Source organism: Microbacterium sp. B35-04 (genome assembly GCF_010634885.1).
Taxonomy (GTDB): domain Bacteria; phylum Actinomycetota; class Actinomycetes; order Actinomycetales; family Microbacteriaceae; genus Microbacterium.
In genome coordinates this window covers 1-16,629 of record NZ_MWLP01000118.1, presented here as the reverse complement: position 1 = coordinate 16,629, position 16,629 = coordinate 1, and the positions used below count along the sequence as shown (strand labels likewise).

Below are 16,629 nucleotides of genomic sequence, written 5' to 3'. Positions count from 1 at the left end.
GCCCGACCCGTTCACCGCGACGCGCTACCACTCGCTCGCGATCGTCCCCGAGACTCTTCCCGCCGAGCTCGTGGTGACCAGCCGCACGGCGAGCGGCGTCATCATGGGCGTCGCGCACCGCACCGCCCCGATCGTCGGCGTGCAGTTCCACCCGGAGAGCGTGCTGACCGAGGGCGGACATCGCCTGCTCGGCAACTGGCTCGCCTCGGTGGGATACACGGATGCCGCGGCCCGCGGCGCCACGCTGAGCCCGCGCCGCGATCCCTGAGCCCTCGCCGCGACGCCTGATCCCTCTCGCCACGGCGGAGCTCCGCCCGCAGCGGGCTAGGACCCGGTGCAGTAGGTGAGCGTGATCTGCGAGTGCACCGGCACGTCGCCCGGGGTGAGGGACTGAGACTGCACGATCCGCGGATCGGCCCCTGGGCAGTTCGGGTCCTCCTGCGCGGTCACGATGAGTCCCACGTCCTCGAGCTCGCGGGTGGCGGCGTCCACGGTATAGCCACGCACGTCGTCGATCGCCACGCGGCCGGACGCCACGACGAGGTTCACCATGGTGCCGGCGGCGACGTTGGCGCCGTCGACCGGGTCGCTCGAGATCACGGTGCCGGCGGCGAGATCCTTGTCGTTCTGCGACGTCACGGTGCCGAGCTGCAGGCCGGCGCCGGTGATCGCCGAGGTCGCGAGATCCTGTCCGAGTCCCATCAGCGGCGGCACGGTCGACATCTGCTGCCCGGTGGAGACGTAGACGCTGATCTGCTGGTCGGCCTCCACCGACGTGCCCTCCCCCGGCTCGGTGCGGATGACATTGCCGGCGGCGACTTCGGCGTTCTCCTCGTCGACGCGGATCGCCCGGAGGTCGGCGTCGGCCAGGGTCTCGTTGGCCCGCTCGTAGGTCATGCCCGACACGTCGGGCACCTCGCGGACATTCGTGGGCAGGTCGTCACGCGGCTGGATGGAGAGCACCCAGAACAGCAGCGAGATGAGGAGCACCGCCAGCAATGCCACGCCCGCCCAGATCCACGCGACGGGCGGGCCGGCCTGGGTGCGCTTCATCGTGGTGTCGGTGCTGAGCTGGCGCAGCGACCGCGCGGTCTCGGCGGCCTGCCGAGGGTTGGGCCCGTACAGCTCGCTGGTGAGCGCGCCCACCTGCCGCTTCGACGGCTGGCGGCCGTCGACGGTCGCGTCGAGCGCCTCGCGGAAGCCCGCGGCATCCTGGTAGCGCTGGAACGGATCCTTGGCGAGGGCGCGCAGCGCCACTGTGTCGAGGGCCCGAGGCACCGTCTCGTTCACCTCGGACGGCGGCACCGGCGCCTCACTCACGTGCTGGTACGCCACCGCAACCGGCGAATCGCCGCGGAACGGCTGGCGGCCGGTGAGCAGCTCGTACAGCACGACGCCCGTCGAGTACACGTCGGCGCGGGCGTCGACGGGCTCGCCCTTCGCCTGCTCCGGCGAGAAGTACGCCGCCGTCCCGAGGATCTGCGTGGTCTCGGCCACGGTCGACGAGCTGTCGGACACCGCGCGCGCGATGCCGAAGTCCATGACCTTGACCTGGCCGGCGTCGGTCACCATCACGTTGCCCGGCTTGATGTCGCGGTGCACGACGCCGGCGCGGTGCGAGTACTCGAGAGCCTCGAGGATGCCGTCGACGTAGCGGACGGCATCCGTGACCGGAACCGGGCCCGCCGAGATGATGTCCTTGAGCAGACGCCCCTGGACCAGCTCCATCACGATGAACGGGACGGGGCGCACCGTGCCGTCGGGCGCGGTGCGGGAGTCCTCGCCGGCGTCGTAGACCCGCACGATCGTCGGGTGCGCCATGCGCGAGGCGGCCTGCGCCTCGAGGCGGAACCGGGTGCGGAACGCGTTGTCGTCCGCCAGTTCCCGGTCGAGGATCTTGATCGCGACCTGGCGGCCGAGCGTCACGTCGTATCCGCGGTAGACGCTCGCCATGCCGCCCCGGCCGATGGGCTCGTCGATGCGATAGCGCCCCGAAAGCACACGCGGCTCAGCTGTCACGGTCACTCCCTGCCTGGAACATCAGCCACCCTAGCCGAGGCCGAGCGGGTCACGCGTGTCGCGCGACCCGCTCGGCGCATTCACTCAGCTCGGCTCACGGGGTCGGCGTCGGCGACGGGTCGGGCGCCGGAGCAGCCTGGATGAGCACAGTGGCCTCACCCGACGTACCCGACGTGCGGTTGCCGGCGGTGCCACCGCTGCACGTCACGTTGTAGGTGACGATGACCGTCTGTCCTGCGGCATCGCCCGCCGTCACCTGCGCGGAGCGCGCGTTCTGCGGGAAGCTCGGGCCGTTCGCGATCGTGCCGTTCTGGACGGTGAAGGTGTAGGCGCTGACCGATCCCGTCCCCGAGGGGCAGGTGTAGCCGTCCCACATCACGGTGAGCGCCCCGCCGGGGGCGACTGAGGCAGGTGAGCCCTGGAAAGTCGGGCTGTTGGGCGCCGGCATCGGCACCTGGCCGGCATACGTCGTCAGCTCGATGACGGTGCCCTTCTGGACGTTCCCCGTGGGGCTCACGTCGTACACCCTGCCCTGGCTGGCCTCGTCCGGCGCGGCGTTGCCCTCGGTGCAGCTGGCGCCGAGACCGAGCGCGTCGAGCGCCGCGGATGCTGTCGCGCAGTCCTGCCCCACATAGTCCGCAGCGACCACGTTCGCCGTGGTGGGCGTCGGAGTCGGCGTGTCGGACGGGGTCACCGACGGCGCAGTCGTGGTCGTGCTCGTCCTGGGGCCCGGCTCGTCCCGGTTCGCGGCGAACACCGCCCAGATGGTGCCGATCAGCACGAGCAGCAGCAGGGCGATGAGGGCGATCAAGGGCCAGGTCCACGGGCTGCGCTTCTTCTTCTCGCCCTCCCCTTCGGCGCCCTCTTCACCAGGTGCCGGCATGATCTGCGTCGCGTCGGACGTGTCGGAGCCCGACGTGAGAAGCTGCGTCGCCGCATCGGCTGCGACGATGCCGGCGATCGCCGGGACGGCGGCGGCGGCCGCAGCCACATCGCCGCGGCGCAGCGCCGTGGCGGCGCGTGCGACGGCGGCAGCCGAAGCCGGGCGCTCGTCGGGCTTCTTCGCGATCATCGCCATCACGAGGTTCTGCACCGGCGTGGCGACCGTGGCGGGCAGCGGCGCCGGCTGCTCGTTGATCTGCGCCATCGCGATCGCGACCTGCGACTCGCCCGTGAATGGGCGCTTGCCCGCGAGGGACTCGTAGGCCACGATCCCGAGCGAGTAGATGTCGGTGGCGGGGGATGCCGGGTGCCCCGAGGCCTGCTCGGGCGACAGGTACTGCACGGTGCCCATCACCTGACCGGTGGCGGTCAGCGGGACCTGGTCGGCGATGCGTGCGATGCCGAAGTCGGTGATCTTCACTCGACCGTCGGGGGTGATGAGCAGGTTGCCCGGCTTGATGTCGCGGTGCACGAGGCCGGCCGCGTGGGCGGCCTGCAGTGCCGCCGACGTCTGCGCGACGATGTCGAGCGTCTTGTCGGTCGAGAGAGAGGTGTCGCGCTCGAGGATCGTCGAAAGCGCCTCACCGGGCACGAGCTCCATGACGAGGAAGGCGCTGCCGGCCTCCTCGCCGTAGTCGAACACGCTCGCTATGCCCTCGTGGTTCACGAGCGCCGCGTGGCGGGCCTCTGCACGGAAGCGCTCCAGGAACCCCGGATCTCCCATGTACTCGTCTTTGAGGATCTTGATGGCGACGGTCCGTCCGATGACGTGGTCGGTCGCTTCCCAGACCTCGCCCATGCCGCCGATCGCTATGCGCGAATCGAGTTCGTATCGGCCGCCGAAGGTCACGCCCTGCGTCGGTCTCATTTGCCCAGCACCGCCTCCATGACCTTCTTCGCGATAGGAGCGGCGATGGTGTTGCCGCTTCCCGATTGTCCTTGCCTGCCGCCGTCCTCCACGACCACTGCGACCGCGACTTCGGGATTCTGGGCCGGGGCGAACCCTGTGAACCAGAGGGTATACGGCTCGTCCCCGGTGTTCTCCGCGGTACCGGTCTTCCCGGCCACGTCGACCCCGTCTATTCTTGCACCCGACGCAGCACCGTCACTGACATTGGCCACCATCATCGTGACCAGCTCGTCTGCGAGGCTGCCGTCGAGCGCACGCCCGAACTCACTGTCGTCGAAGGTCTTCTGAACCGACAGGTCCGGGCCGATCACACGGTCCACCATTCGGGGGTTCATGACCATCCCGCCGTTCGCGATGCCGGCCGACACCATCGCCATCTGCAGCGGCGTCGCCGTCACCTGGCCCTGGCCGAATCCGCTCAGCGCGGTCTGGGCGTCATCCTGGATCGTCCGCGGGTAGCCCGAGGGCGTCGACAGGAGCGGGATCTCGACCGACTGGTTGAATCCGTACTTCTCCGCCTCTTCGCGGATCGCGGTGTCGCCGAGCTCCACCGCGAGTTCGGCGAAGGGGATGTTGCAGCTCAGCCGCAGCGCGTCCGCGAGGGTCACCGTGTCGCCGCCGCCGCACGTGCCGCCGCTGGCGTTGTGGACGATGCTGCTGGACTGCGGCAGCTGGTAGGTCGCGGGGTTCGGCAGCGTCGACTCGGGCGTGTAGTCGCCCGACGCGAGCGCGGCCGAGGCGACCACGAGCTTGAACGTCGAGCCGGGCGGGTTCAGATCCCCGGCGATGGCACGGTTCGACAGCGGCTTGCCGGGATCGGCCACGAGGGCGTCGTACGCCGCATTCACCCCGTCGGTCGCGTGCGACGCGAGCACGTTGGTGTCGAAGCTCGGGCTGGTGACCATCGCGAGGACGCGGCCTGTGGCCGGCTCGATCGCGATGATTCCGCCCTGCAGGTCGCCGAGCGCCTCGTAGGCGGCGCGCTGCACGTCGGCGTCCAGCGACAGCACCACGTTGGAGCCCCGTGGCGGCTGTCCGGTGAAGATCCGCTCGACGCGCGAGAAGAACTGCGATCCCGCCGTGCCGCTGAGCTCCTGGTTCATCGCCTGCTCGATGCCGGTCACGGAACCGGGGCCGAGTGCGGGGTTGATGTAGCCCGTCACGGGCGCCCACATGTCGGCATCCGTGTACACCCGCTGCCAGCTGTAGACGTCGTCCGACGGCACCGACGACGCGATGGCAGAGCCGCTCGCGATGATCGAGCCGCGCTGCACCTCGAACGAGTCGTACAGCGCCCGGCGGTTGGCGGAGTTGGCCGCGAGCTGATCGGTCTGGATGACCTGGATCCAGCTCGTCGACCCGAACAGCGCGAGGAACATGACCAGCATCAGGATGCTGAGCCGCCGCAGTTCCTTCGTCATCAGCCGATCACCACCCTGGGCCGGCTGCGGACGGCGTCCGAGATCCGCAGCAGCAGCGCCACGATGATCCAGTTCGCCACGAGCGACGAACCGCCCGCCGCGAGGAACGGCGTCGTGAGGCCGGTGAGGGGGATCAGGCGGGTGACGCCGCCGACCATGATGAACACCTGCAGCGCGATCGTGAACGACAGGCCGGTGGCGAGCAGCTTGCCGAAGTCGTCCTGTCCGGCCAGGCCGATGCGGATGCCGCGGCTCGTGAAGACCATGTACAGGCAGAGGATGGCGAACACGCCGATGAGGCCGAGCTCCTCGCCGAGGGCCGGCAGGATGTAGTCGCTCTCCGCGACCGGCGTCAGGTACGGCCGCCCCTGCCCGAGCCCGGTGCCCAGCAGGCCGCCGCTGGCCATGCCGAAGATGCCGTTGACGAGCTGGAAGCTGGAGTTGTCCATCAGCGCGGGGTTGAAGGCATCCAGCCAGTTGGTGAACCGCGCGCCCACGTACGGGAGGATCCGGGACGCGAGGAACGCACCCGACACCGCGAGCACCACGCCGATGAGCACCCAGCTGGTCTTGCCCGTCGCGACGTAGAGCATGGCGACGAACATGCCGAAGATGAGCACGCCGGTGCCGAGGTCGCGCTGCAGCACGATGATGCCGAGCGAGATGAGCCAGATGACCAGCAGCGGGCCCAGCTCGCGTGCGCGCGGCCACGTCATGCCGAGGAACCGGGTGCCGGTCGACGTGAGGCTTTCGCGGGTGCGCACGAGGTAACCGGCGAAGAAGATGGCGAGGGCGATCTTGGCGAGCTCGCCCGGCTGGAACGTGAAGATGCCGAGGTCGACCCACACGTCGGCGTTGCCGCCGCCGCTCAGCCCGGGGATCACCGGAAGCACCAGGAGCACGATGCCGACGAACCCGAAGATGTACGTGTAGCGGAACAGCACGCGGTAGTTGTGCAGGAACATCACCACGAGGATCGCCGCGATCAGGGCGATCGCCGCCCACGCGAGCTGCCGCGTCGAGTACGCCTCCCACCCGTGGCGCTCCCACTGGAGGTCGAGCCGGTAGATCATGGCGAGGCCCAGCCCCGTGAGGAGCGTCGCGATGGGCACGACGAACGGATCGGCCGCGCGGGCGCGCAGGCGCAGCAGGATGTGCAGCGCGATCACGAGGGCGGTGAGGCCGCCGCAGTACACCAGGAAGGTCCAGTCGATGGCACCGAGCGCGCCGAGCTGGACGAGCGCGATCGCCGAGCCGTTGATCGCGAACGCGAAGACCAGCAGGGCCAGCTCGCGGTTGCGCTGCGTCTGCGGCACGCGGATGCGGCGCAGCGCCCGCACCACCGCGGTGTCGGTCGAGACGGCGTCCGTCGGCGTGCTCGTGGAGGCGCTCATCCGCCTCCTCCCGACAGGTCGCTGATTCCGGACACGATCTGGCGCGCGTGAGAGAGCGAGTTCGCCGAGATCGTCCCCTCCACCGTCGCACGGGCGAAGTCCGACAGCGAATCGAGGGGGATCTCGGTGTCTTCGTACGGCGTCGACAGCGAGATCGGCCCGATGTTCTGCTGCACGCCCTGATAGATCACGACGGTGTCCTCGTCCGCGCCCACGTAGTAGCGCGTCTGCGTCCACTGGTAGCCGAGCCAGGCGGCGCCGGCGAGGATGACGAGCACGAGAGCCAGCCCGACGATCCATCCGATCCGGCGGCGGCGCGCACGTCGGCGGTCTTCCTCGATGAGCTCCTCGAGGAACTCCGCGGCGGGCTCGAAGTGCGTGGGCTCGTTCGCCGCCTGCCGGTTGGGGTGCAGCCAGCTGGTGCGTCCGGGACGCGCCGCGGGCACCTCGACGCCGGTCGGGTTGGAGGCGGACCCCACGATCGTGGGCGTGCCGGAGAAGAGCGGATGCTGCCCGCCGACGTCGACGATGACGATCGTGACGTTGTCGGGGGCGCCGCCGTCGAGGGCCTGCTTCAGGAGGCTGTCGGCGGTGCGGCCGGGAGCGAGCCCGAGACCCATCGCCTTGGCGGTGTGCGGGTCGTCGACGACGCCCGAGAGCCCGTCCGAGCACAGCAGCCACCGGTCGCCCGGCTGCGTCGGCATGATGAACGTGTCGAGCTCTGGATCGGTGTCCATGTCGCCGAGCACGCGCATCAGCACGGAGCGCCGCGGGTGGTACCGGGCCTCTTCGGGCGTGATGCGGCCCGAGTCGACGAGGCGCTGCACGAACGTGTGGTCGGTGGTGATCTGCGTGAGGGCGCCGTCGCGGTACAGGTAGATGCGCGAGTCGCCGATGTGGGCGATGACGGCGTAGTCGTCGACCATGATCAGCGCGCTGACGGTCGTGCCCATGCCGGCGAGCTCGGGACGGAGGTTGACCGTGTCGGCGAGGTCGACCGCGGCATCCGATATCGCGTCGCCCAGCGCCCGCTCGGCATCGGACGTCGAGTCGTAGGGGCGGTCGAGCGCCTGCAGGCGCGTGATGGCGATGCTCGAGGCGACGTCACCGCCGGCGTGGCCGCCCATGCCGTCGGCGACGACGAACAGGTTCGAGCCGGCGTAGCCCGAGTCCTGGTTGTTGGAGCGCACCTTGCCGGTGTGCGAGATGGCGGCGCTCGAGCCCTGAAAGACCATATGCGAGGGGTCCGCCCGCTACTTCCGCAGCTCGAACGTCGTCGCGCCGACCTTGATCGGTGCGCCGATGTTCACGGGGACGGGAGCGGTGACGCGGGCGCCGTCGTGCCAGGTGCCGTTCGTCGAGTCGAGGTCCTGGATCATCCACTGGTCGCCCCACAGCACCAGGCGGGCGTGGTGGCTCGAGGTGTAGTCGTCGCGGATGACGAGCCCCGACTCGCTCGAGCGCCCGATCGTGAGCGGCTCGTTGCCGAGGGGGAGCTCGAGTCCCGTCTTCGGGCCGCTCGTGATGACGATGCGCGACACGGCCGCGGTGGTCGCGGGCCCGCCCGGCTGTGCGGGCGCCGCCGAGCCCGAGGCGGCGGGCCCTGTCATCGAGGCGCCGGCAGCGCCTCCCCCGGTCGCAGAGCCTGTCGAAGCGGCCGCGACTGCGGCATCCGGCATCCGGCGCACCTTCACGCCGAACAGGTCGGCACGCAGCGAATACACGACGGCGAAGACGAACGCCCACAGCAGGACCAGGAATCCGATGCGCAGCAGCAGCAGGGTGAGCTCGCTCATGCCAGCGGCCCCCTCTCCTGCGCGTCGTAGGCGTCGAAGGCCCGTGTGGCGTCGTCGAGGGGTGCGGGGGGGCGGGGCGTCGAGGCCTGCGCGACGACCCGGAACACGATGTCGGTGCGGCCGATGCGGACGGTCGAATCCGGCGGCAGCGCGGCCTCTCCGACCTTGCGGCCGTCGAGCAGCGTGCCGTTCGTCGAGCCCAGATCGCGGACCATGGCGCGCTCGCCGTCCCACAGGATCTCGACGTGCTTGCGGCTGGTGCCCGAGTCGGCGACGGTGATGTCGGCGTCGCTGCCGCGGCCGATGACCGTGCGCGATTTGGTGAGCGGGATGCGGCGGCCCTCGACATCCACCACACCGCGCCAGGCGACCCGCCCGCCCTGCGCCGTCGAGGACTCGACCCGCAGCGTGCCGGTGGAGAGGTCGTCGTCGCGTCGCAGCGAGATCGTCACCGGACCGGCGAACGAGTAGCCCTGGGCCTTCGCATGCGCGTGCACGAGCGTGTCGAGCTCGTGCGTGAGCGCGTCGCCGAGCGCCGAGATGCGGTCGTCGTCGGCAGGCGACAGCCGGACGGTGAACGTGTTGGGTGCGAGGATGCGGTCGCGGCTGACCACAGCCGCCTTCTTGTCGAGCTCGCTGCGCAGGGCGGACGCGATCTCGACAGGCTGGATGCCGCTGCGGAAGGTCTTCGCGAACGCGCTGTTCACAGCGCGTTCGAGACCTTTCTCGAAGCTGTCAAGTAGTCCCACGGAGCTCCTCTGGAGGGGGATGCCGGTTGCTACATGCTAATTGCACAGCCTGTGCCGGCGATGGACCACGCTCGCGACCGGGCCGAGTTAGAAGCAGGCCGCGACGCATGATATCCTCGGCAAGTTGAGTTTCGCGGGATCTTCGGATGCCGTGGCTCGCGCGAGTGGCGGAATAGGCAGACGCGCTGGCTTCAGGTGCCAGTGCCCGAAAGGGCGTGGGGGTTCAACTCCCCCCTCGCGCACACAGCGCAAGAAGGGCTCCCCGGAAGGGGAGCCCTTCTCCGTATCCCGATGTGTCAGCGGCGCCCGAAGACCGTCAGCTCGGCTGCTCCGCCCCACACGCCGCCCTGCTGGCTCGACAGGCCGACGAGCTTCACGTAGCGCGCCCGCGTCGCCGCGAAGGGCACGTTGGTCTGGGCGGTGCCGTCGGGGAACGCGCCGGCCGCAACGGCCGAGCCCCAGGTCGCGTTGTCGTTCGAGAGGTAGATCTCGTACCCCTTCATGCGCCCGTTGGTGCCGACCTGGCGTGGCAGGTGACCGAGTCCTTCCACCGAGTGCTCACTGCCGAGGTCGAGCGTGATCCAGTGCGGATACGCCGGCACCTGCGACGACCATCGCGTGTGCCAGAAGGTCGCGGGGTTTCCGTCGATCGCCCTGACCGCGGCATCCCCGGGCGCCTCCTCGCTGCTCACGCCCGCGATCGACAGGCGCGACCGCGGAATCACGCCGGCCGGCAGCACGTTCACGGCGCCGGCGGCCGAGACCGTTCCCTCCGAGCGACGCGGCTTGTACGTGCCTGTGACGGACAGTTCGGCGCTGCCGGCAGCGGCGTCGGCCGGAGCGGTGACGGCCCAGGTCGTGCGGACGAGCTCCCCGTGGGCGAGTTCATCGAACTCTGCCGGCGACGTCGCCTCGACCCTCCATCCGGCCGGAACGCGCAGGTCGACCGCGATCGAGTGCATGCGCTTGGCCGAGTTGTTCGTGAATGCGGTGGTCACGATGGTCGCCTCGCCCGGGACGACCTCGACGGCGCCCTCGAAGGCCACCCACGCGTCCTGGGGTGACAAGCGCTCGCTGTCGGTGGAGACCTCGAAGATGCGCGCGCCGTCGCGGTTGATCCACGTCGCGGTGAGCGTCTCCGGCTTGACCGTCGTGTCGACCTCGAGGCGAACGAACACATGCGGCTCGACCGCGCTGTGCACGAGTGACGGATGCGGCACGTTGAGGCTCGGGATCACCGAGCTGTGCATCGGGCTGACGATGAACTGCCAGAATTCGTCGTAGCCGACGCGGTGCCCGTAGTCGAGTGCGCGCGAGACGTGGATGTCGCCCCCGAGCAGGAACACTCCTCCGATGCGGTTCTCCTTGACGAAGTCGAGGATCATGTCGCGCTCGTGCGCGTACGTTCCCCAGTCGTCCGACTCGCCGTTCTGCTTGTCGTCCCAGATCATGCCCGTGGCCAGGCACTTGAAGGTCGCCGTGCTGGCCAGCAGCTTCTGCTGCAGCCACTCCCACTGGACGCGGCCGATGGCCGTGGTCTTCGCGGAGTCGGCCCAGCTCTGCTCGGTGCGGCTGAACCAGCGGGGGTCGAGCACGAAGAACTCGATCGGGCCCCGGCGGAACGACGTGTAGATCCCCTCGCCGGCCTCGGTGCGCACGGTGAGCGGCATGCCCGCGAGGTCGTGGCCGAACGTCGCGTTGGCGCGGTAGTCGACGAAGGCCGTGCGGTTGTTCCGCTTGCCCGCGAGTTCGCCGTGCACGTCGTTGCCCCCGAAGTCGTGGTCGTCCCACGTCGCCCAGATCGGCATCGAGCGCGTCACCGCGTTCACCTGAGGCACCTGGAGGAAGCCCCGCTGCTTCGACCGCGCCGTCACGAGGTTGGTGCTGTCGATGTAGGGGGTGTCACCCAGCATGACGAACGCCTCGCAGCCTTCGGCACGGATGCGATCCCAGATGTGGTTGGACTCGGTCCACACGCAGGACCCGAGGCCCATGACGAGCTTCGCCGGCTTGTTCTCCGGTGCCGCCGTCACGAAGGAGCCGCTGATGTCGAGCCCGGGGATGGGCTCGCCCGCCGGGGTGATCGAGTATGTGTAGGCGGTCTGCGGTCGGAGGCCCTGCAGGTCGAACAGCACGGTGCTGTCGTTGGCGGCTGACACGGATGCCTGGACCGTGCCCGATTCGCCATGCTCGGGCGTGAAGGCGCACACCCAGAGGCTTCGGTCCAGGAGGTCGTCGCCGGGGCGGAAGAGGATCCGCGAGTGCTCGGTGCCGGTGTCACCGACGAGCGGGCCGGCGATCGGCTGCAGCGTCGGAACGACCTCGGGAGCGGTGCCCGCGATCACGGTCTGCACGTACGAGGCGAGGGCGGTGAAGAACATCTCGCTGTCGGCGACGGCGCCCGCGGGCTGGATGGGCGCGCCGGTCGCGTTGTAGCACTTGTCGATGGTCAGGCTCGTCAGCAGGAAGCGCCCGCGGCCGTGTGCGCCTTCCAGGAGTGCCGGCGGGCGGCCGGTCGCGGTGCACGCGAGCAGCACGCGCATGCGCCGCCAGTCGAGCAGCGATTCCCAGCTGACGCGGATCTGCGTCGACCTGCCGGTGAAGACCTTGCCGTCCGACACGCGCAGGTGCGAGACGAGCGGGTGGTCGAGAGCGACCGGGTGGATCGTGTCGTAGTCGGTGTCGTTCCGGGTGGCGCCGAGCGGCGCCGGCAGATACGACACCGTGGAGTGGTACTGGTCGGACTGCGCCATGTCGAGCACGACGCCGCCCGCCTCGACGAAGGCACGAATCGAGTCGGCGTGCGTGGTGATGTACGCGCCGTACGTCGGAGCGTTGTTGGTGAAGGTGCCGAAGGCGATGAGCTCGACGCCCTGCTCGGTGGCGGACTTCGCCGGGTCCAGGTCGACGACCGTGACCCCCGCCTTGCGCAGGAGCTCGGCGAGGCCGGTGGCGTTGGTCCAGGGGTCCCGGTACTCGAGCACGGCCGCGCGGAGGGACGTCACCGCGAGCGCCGGAGTGCTGGGAAGGACCACGGCGGCCGCCGCTGCTGCCGCGCCTCCCAGGAGGAAGCCGCGGCGGCCCGTGGTGAAGGCGCCGGAGGCGGACGATGTGGGCGGGGGCTTGCGGGTCACGTGTGCTCCTGGGGATGTGCGCGCGTGGGCGCGGGCGTCGGCCTGCGAGGACCGCTGCGACCGGCGGGTACCGGGCGCGCTGCCAGTCTTCGGAGCGTCGGCGGTGCGTTTCAACGCGCCGCGCGAGTTGTCGAGACATGTTCGACCCGTGTTCACGGGCCCATTCGTGCAGACCGGCGATTATCGGCGCGCGAAGGTGAACAACTCCCTCAGGGTGTCAGTGTCGTGTCAATACAAGTGCTCAGGCACCGTCGAGGGTCGGTGGCAGGGTGAAGACGATCTCCTCGATCTCGCGGCCGACGCCCGGGGCGTAGTCGACGTTGCGCGACACCTCGGTGAACCCGACCTTCTGCAGCACGGCGATCGACGCGGCGTTGTGGGCGGCGGCGCGCGCGAACAGCGGGCGGATCGGCTCGCGCGAGATCAGCAGACGCAGCGCCGCGGTCGCGACGCCGCGGCCCCACGCGTGGCGGGCGATCCAGAACGTGACCTCGCGGTCGCCGTCGATGGTGAACGAGGCCGCGGTGCCGGCGAAGCCGCCGTTCTCGGTGACCACGAAGGAGAGGACGTCCCCAGCGGCGCGCTCGCGGGCGATCCACGAATCGAACGCGGCGCGGTCGTCGGGATCCTGAGCGGTGAACGCGGCCATGGCGATGGCCTCGCGATCGCGCATCATCTCGAAGATCGCGTCGAGGTCGTCGTCATCCAGCGCCCGCAGCTCGATGTGGTTCACGAGCCCCACGCTAGCCACGGCATCCGTCACGGAGAAGAGCGCGCGGCATGTGGGCTCAGACGAAGCCGTGGATGCGGCGCAGCACTTCTTCGGCGTGATGCCCGTCACGTCGGATGAAGGCCTCGCGGAACTGCTCGTAGGCCGCCGTCCGGCCCAGCGGGCACTCGATGAACGGCCGCCACCCGGCGATGTTGCGCCGGATCGCGATCTCGTACTCGCGGATGAACTGGATGAGCGCGATGTTGTCGGTCGCCCTCGTGACGACGGCGAAGAACGCGTGGCTGGCGCGTGCGAGGCCGGTGTGGTCATCGGCGCGGGACGCGGCGATCACGTCGTCCAGACGGTCGACGGCACTGGCGAGGGTGTCGTCGCTGCAACGGGCGACCGCCATGCGCACGGCCATCCCCATGTTGTAAGCCACCAGCTCGAACGTGTCGGCCTCGGCTTTGTCGTTCGGCTGCGACACCCGCGTGTAGCGGTGGGGTGACACCTCCACCAGGCCCACGCGCTCGAGCCGCTGCAGCGCTTCGCGCACCGGCGTGCGCGAGACGCCGAGCCATTCGGCCAGCTCCTGGTCGCGCAGTCGCTCGCCCGGCGCGAGGCGGCCGTCGAGGATCGCTTCGCCCAGTCGCACGTACACCTCGTCTCCGAGGGCGGCGCGGCTCGGCTCGAGCGGGAGGAAGGGGGCAGTCATGGGTGGCACAAGTGTACGCCGAAGGATTCACACGCATACACGACTCGAGGCGGCCGCGAATGCCGGCGATCCGCGGTTTCCGAAGCGGCGCATTTCACGGCATCCGACCCTCGCTCTTGCGCTGATATATCGGTACGATGAATCCGTCCACGTTTCGGCGTGGCCTATCCGGGGGGATCCGTCGACGCCCGGGCTTTCGAGCCATGCTCAGCCCGGGCGTACGATGGGAAACGGCTGCCCTCCGGTCTGCAACATTTGTGTCACCTTCCGAAAAGGGTCTCGCCGCGCGCGCGCGTCTTCACTACGTTGGAGTCAATCGCCGCAATCGCGGGGAGATCAACGAAGAACGGCAAGTAATGAGCACGCAGGGCACCGTCAAGTGGTTCAACTCCGAGAAGGGCTTCGGCTTCATCGCTCCCGATGAAGGCGGCGCAGACGTCTTCGCGCACTACAGCGCGATCGAGTCGAGCGGTTACCGCTCGCTCGAAGAGAACCAGCGCGTCGAGTTCGAGATCGCGCAGGGACCCAAGGGTCTCCAGGCCGAGAACATCCGCCCGATCTGATCGGCGGATCGATCGCTTCACGCGGTCGAAGCCGCGGTGTCCCGCTTCTCTGAAGCGGGTGCCGCGGCTTCGTCGCGCCTGCTCACACCGCGTGAGCTGGCGTGCCGTGTGCGGGTCGACTCGGGCGCCGACCGACGCTAGTCGCGGTCGCCCCTCACCAGTTCGATGCCCGCCCCCGCGAACTGTCGCAGCGTCGCGTCCGGCAGGAATGCCCGCGTGAGCGCGCCGCCGATCCGGGTGAGGTCGCTCTCGTCGCGGAACAGCAGGTACATGGTCTCGTACCGGGGATGGAACTTCTGCTTGAACCGGTGCAGCGACCGAAAGCCGTAGACGGGCTCGAGCGCCTCGGCGAGCCTGTCGCTCAGGGCCGCGATCATGCCGGCGTCCGGTGGGTAGTCGTGGGCGAGCGGCGCTCCTGAAAGCGACAAGATCTCGGCGCCCTCTTCGCTGAAGTGCCTCGCGGACGAGCCGATGAGGTACTCCATCACGGGGCCGAAGCCGCCCTCGCGGCGGCGCATGAGGTCGAGCGTCCAGCCCCGCACGGCCCCCGCGGACCCGTACACCGGCAGCCACGACAGGAAGCCGTCGACATCGCCGTTCGGCGCGATGGCCAAGGCCAGGCGCACCTCCGGGTCCTCGGCCTCGACGAGGGTGCCGAGCGTGAACCCCATCTCGGGCAGCCCTTTGTCGCCGACCCACATCTCGGAGATCGCGCGCAGCTGCTGCTGCACGCCCCACGGCTCGTCCTGCAGCCGGGTCATCCGGAAGGTCATCTCCTCGCGCCCCGCGCGGTTGAGCGCGGTGCGCACCGAGTTCCACCGCTTGCCGGTGAACTCGAGGCCCGGCAGGTCCACGATGGTGTCATCGGCCACGACGAGGCTGCGCCACGAGACCGGCACCGCGGCCCGCGTCGCCTCGTCGGCGCTGAAGAAGCAGGGGACGAGCCCTGCGCGCTCGGCATCCCGGATGAACTCCTGAACGGATGCCGCGCGCGACGCGACCGGCCCGAGCGGGTCTGCAAGGGCCAGGGCGACGCCGGCGCGGCGCTGGTAGGCGACGATGCCGTCTGCGGTGCGCGCGTAGCTGTTGCCCTCCCACGTCGTCATCCACGACAGCGTGCCGCCGCCGTCGGCGTGCAGCATCTGTTTGACGTCGTCGACCTGCGGCGCGGGCTGCCGGCCCAGCGTCGATCGGCGGCGGGCGCGGAACGCCCGGCGCACCAGGATCAAGTAGACGAGCATCAGCAGCCACATCGCGCCGCTCGCGAGTGCGAGCTCGGTCTCGCCGTCGATCGTCGCCTCGAGCTGCGCCTCGCTTGCCACGATGATCACCACGAGCACGAGCAGGGCGGTCAGCACGTTGACGGCGGCGAGGATCACCGCCACGACCCAGCTCCAGCGGCGGCCTCTGCGCAATCCGTTGGCGACGACCAGGATCACGACGGTGTCGATGGCGAAGTCGATGAAGCCGCCAGACACCGGCTCCGTCGGGCCGAAGGGACCATCGGTGGGCACGAGGATGGTGACGATCTGGACCGCGCCCAGCACGAGTACGGCGATGAAGGCGATGAGGCGCTGCTCGCGGATCGTCGTGCGCTGGATGCGTAGGGACCGGTCGACGAACAGCACCAGCAGCACGGCGAGCAGGTGCTCGAGGTCGGCGAGGGTTCCCCAGAACAGCATCGCGACGAAGACGAAGCCGAGCAGCACCAGCCATGCCCGCACTCGCCAGGGGCTCCGTAACAGGCCGATCGCGGCGGCGACGCACGCCATCGTGCCACCGGATGCGCCGACGTCGAGCGCCGCGGCCTGCGTCTGGGCCCACGCCCACGGCAGCTGCGAGAAGCCCCACAGCAGCAGGGCGGTCGCGAAGATCGCGAAGAGCTGGCCGACCCAGTAATACGCGAGCGCGACGCGCGGCCCGCGGCGGAACTCGAGATACGCCATGCCCGCGAATCCCGAGATCGTGAAGACGTACACCCAGGGCTGGTTCACGAAGAAGGTGCCGGTGATCGGCGTCCACCAGCGACCTGCCTCGAAGGCGGGCAGTCCGTATGCGACGAGGTCATAGAGGTCGGACTCCTCGAAGGGCCGCCACAGCCCCTGCCACACCACGCCGACCACGAGGATCAGCGCGACCATCGTCAGCGTGCCCGGCACGCGTCGCATGCCCGCAAGCACGCGGTTCGGTCGGTGAGTCGCCCCGTCGCTCATGCGATCACGATAGCGGCGGGCCGTCCAGCTCCCGCGTAGTAGGGCGGCTCGGGGCGTTTCG

General features: G+C 69.8%; 13 protein-coding genes and 1 tRNA gene. 3 read left to right on the top strand and 11 right to left on the bottom strand.

Annotation, left to right across the window (positions count from 1 at the left end):
* Positions 1-268 (top strand): gamma-glutamyl-gamma-aminobutyrate hydrolase family protein (locus B1729_RS19220; protein ID WP_204318973.1); only part of this gene is annotated, 268 nt, incomplete at its 5' end.
* A 56-nt stretch (positions 269-324) separates the two neighbouring features.
* Here B1729_RS19220 and pknB read toward each other — a convergent pair.
* From pknB to B1729_RS19185, 7 genes are all read right to left on the bottom strand, one after another.
* Positions 325-2,019, bottom strand: coding sequence for a Stk1 family PASTA domain-containing Ser/Thr kinase (gene pknB, locus B1729_RS19215; protein WP_163634417.1), 1,695 nt, complete (start codon positions 2,017-2,019; stop codon positions 325-327).
* Positions 2,020-2,113: 94 nt separating this feature from the next.
* Positions 2,114-3,829 (bottom strand): serine/threonine-protein kinase, encoded by a 1,716-nt coding sequence (locus tag B1729_RS19210; protein ID WP_163616305.1) that lies wholly within the window; start codon positions 3,827-3,829, stop codon positions 2,114-2,116.
* Entirely contained in the window at positions 3,826-5,292 is a 1,467-nt protein-coding gene (locus B1729_RS19205; RefSeq protein WP_163616307.1) for a penicillin-binding transpeptidase domain-containing protein, read from the bottom strand. Before B1729_RS19205 ends, B1729_RS19210 begins: the two co-directional genes overlap by 4 nt.
* The gene (locus B1729_RS19200) at positions 5,292-6,686 is read right to left on the bottom strand and encodes an FtsW/RodA/SpoVE family cell cycle protein (protein WP_163616309.1); all 1,395 of its coding nucleotides are present in this window, start codon (positions 6,684-6,686) and stop codon (positions 5,292-5,294) included. The genes B1729_RS19205 and B1729_RS19200 overlap by 1 nt, the downstream gene beginning before the upstream one ends.
* The gene (locus B1729_RS19195) at positions 6,683-7,921 is read right to left on the bottom strand and encodes a PP2C family serine/threonine-protein phosphatase (protein ID WP_163616311.1); all 1,239 of its coding nucleotides are present in this window, start codon (positions 7,919-7,921) and stop codon (positions 6,683-6,685) included. Before B1729_RS19195 ends, B1729_RS19200 begins: the two co-directional genes overlap by 4 nt.
* Positions 7,922-7,939: 18 nt before the next feature.
* Positions 7,940-8,482 carry an FHA domain-containing protein gene (locus B1729_RS19190; RefSeq protein ID WP_163634415.1) on the bottom strand — a complete coding sequence of 181 codons (543 nt, stop codon included), beginning with the start codon at positions 8,480-8,482 and terminating at the stop codon, positions 7,940-7,942.
* On the bottom strand, positions 8,479-9,231 hold the full coding sequence (locus B1729_RS19185; protein WP_163634412.1) for a DUF3662 and FHA domain-containing protein: 753 nt from the start codon (positions 9,229-9,231) through the stop codon (positions 8,479-8,481). The genes B1729_RS19190 and B1729_RS19185 overlap by 4 nt, the downstream gene beginning before the upstream one ends.
* Before the next feature lie 158 nt (positions 9,232-9,389).
* Here B1729_RS19185 and B1729_RS19180 point away from each other — a divergent pair.
* Positions 9,390-9,473, top strand: a tRNA-Leu gene (locus B1729_RS19180).
* A 54-nt stretch (positions 9,474-9,527) separates the two neighbouring features.
* On the opposite strand, the gene B1729_RS19175 is transcribed toward B1729_RS19180, so the two are convergent.
* From B1729_RS19175 to B1729_RS19165, 3 genes are all read right to left on the bottom strand, one after another.
* On the bottom strand, positions 9,528-12,365 hold the full coding sequence (locus B1729_RS19175; protein WP_163634410.1) for an alkaline phosphatase D family protein: 2,838 nt from the start codon (positions 12,363-12,365) through the stop codon (positions 9,528-9,530).
* A 241-nt stretch (positions 12,366-12,606) separates the two neighbouring features.
* Positions 12,607-13,098, bottom strand: coding sequence for a GNAT family N-acetyltransferase (locus tag B1729_RS19170; protein ID WP_163616319.1), 492 nt, complete (start codon positions 13,096-13,098; stop codon positions 12,607-12,609).
* Positions 13,099-13,153: 55 nt separating this feature from the next.
* The gene (locus tag B1729_RS19165; RefSeq protein WP_163616321.1) at positions 13,154-13,792 is read right to left on the bottom strand and encodes a GntR family transcriptional regulator; all 639 of its coding nucleotides are present in this window, start codon (positions 13,790-13,792) and stop codon (positions 13,154-13,156) included.
* Positions 13,793-14,148: 356 nt separating this feature from the next.
* Here B1729_RS19165 and B1729_RS19160 point away from each other — a divergent pair, with 356 nt between their 5' ends.
* Complete coding sequence (locus B1729_RS19160; protein WP_137845695.1) at positions 14,149-14,355, top strand: cold-shock protein; 207 nt, start codon at positions 14,149-14,151, stop codon at positions 14,353-14,355.
* A 137-nt stretch (positions 14,356-14,492) separates the two neighbouring features.
* On the opposite strand, the gene B1729_RS19155 is transcribed toward B1729_RS19160, so the two are convergent.
* Complete coding sequence (locus B1729_RS19155) at positions 14,493-16,568, bottom strand: DUF2156 domain-containing protein (protein WP_163634408.1); 2,076 nt, start codon at positions 16,566-16,568, stop codon at positions 14,493-14,495.
* Positions 16,569-16,629 lie beyond the last annotated feature (61 nt).

What these genes read in the sequence shown, in the direction of transcription:
- B1729_RS19210 (WP_163616305.1), bottom strand. Translation starts at nt 3,829, where the DNA reads ATGAGACCGACGCAGGGCGTGACCTTCGGCGGCCGATACGAACTCGAT.
- B1729_RS19205 (WP_163616307.1), bottom strand. Translation starts at nt 5,292, where the DNA reads ATGACGAAGGAACTGCGGCGGCTCAGCATCCTGATGCTGGTCATGTTC.
- B1729_RS19200 (WP_163616309.1), bottom strand. Translation starts at nt 6,686, where the DNA reads ATGAGCGCCTCCACGAGCACGCCGACGGACGCCGTCTCGACCGACACC.
- B1729_RS19195 (WP_163616311.1), bottom strand. Translation starts at nt 7,921, where the DNA reads ATGGTCTTTCAGGGCTCGAGCGCCGCCATCTCGCACACCGGCAAGGTG.
- B1729_RS19190 (WP_163634415.1), bottom strand. Translation starts at nt 8,482, where the DNA reads ATGAGCGAGCTCACCCTGCTGCTGCTGCGCATCGGATTCCTGGTCCTG.
- B1729_RS19165 (WP_163616321.1), bottom strand. Translation starts at nt 13,792, where the DNA reads ATGACTGCCCCCTTCCTCCCGCTCGAGCCGAGCCGCGCCGCCCTCGGA.
- B1729_RS19160 (WP_137845695.1), top strand. Translation starts at nt 14,149, where the DNA reads ATGAGCACGCAGGGCACCGTCAAGTGGTTCAACTCCGAGAAGGGCTTC.
- B1729_RS19155 (WP_163634408.1), bottom strand. Translation starts at nt 16,568, where the DNA reads ATGAGCGACGGGGCGACTCACCGACCGAACCGCGTGCTTGCGGGCATG.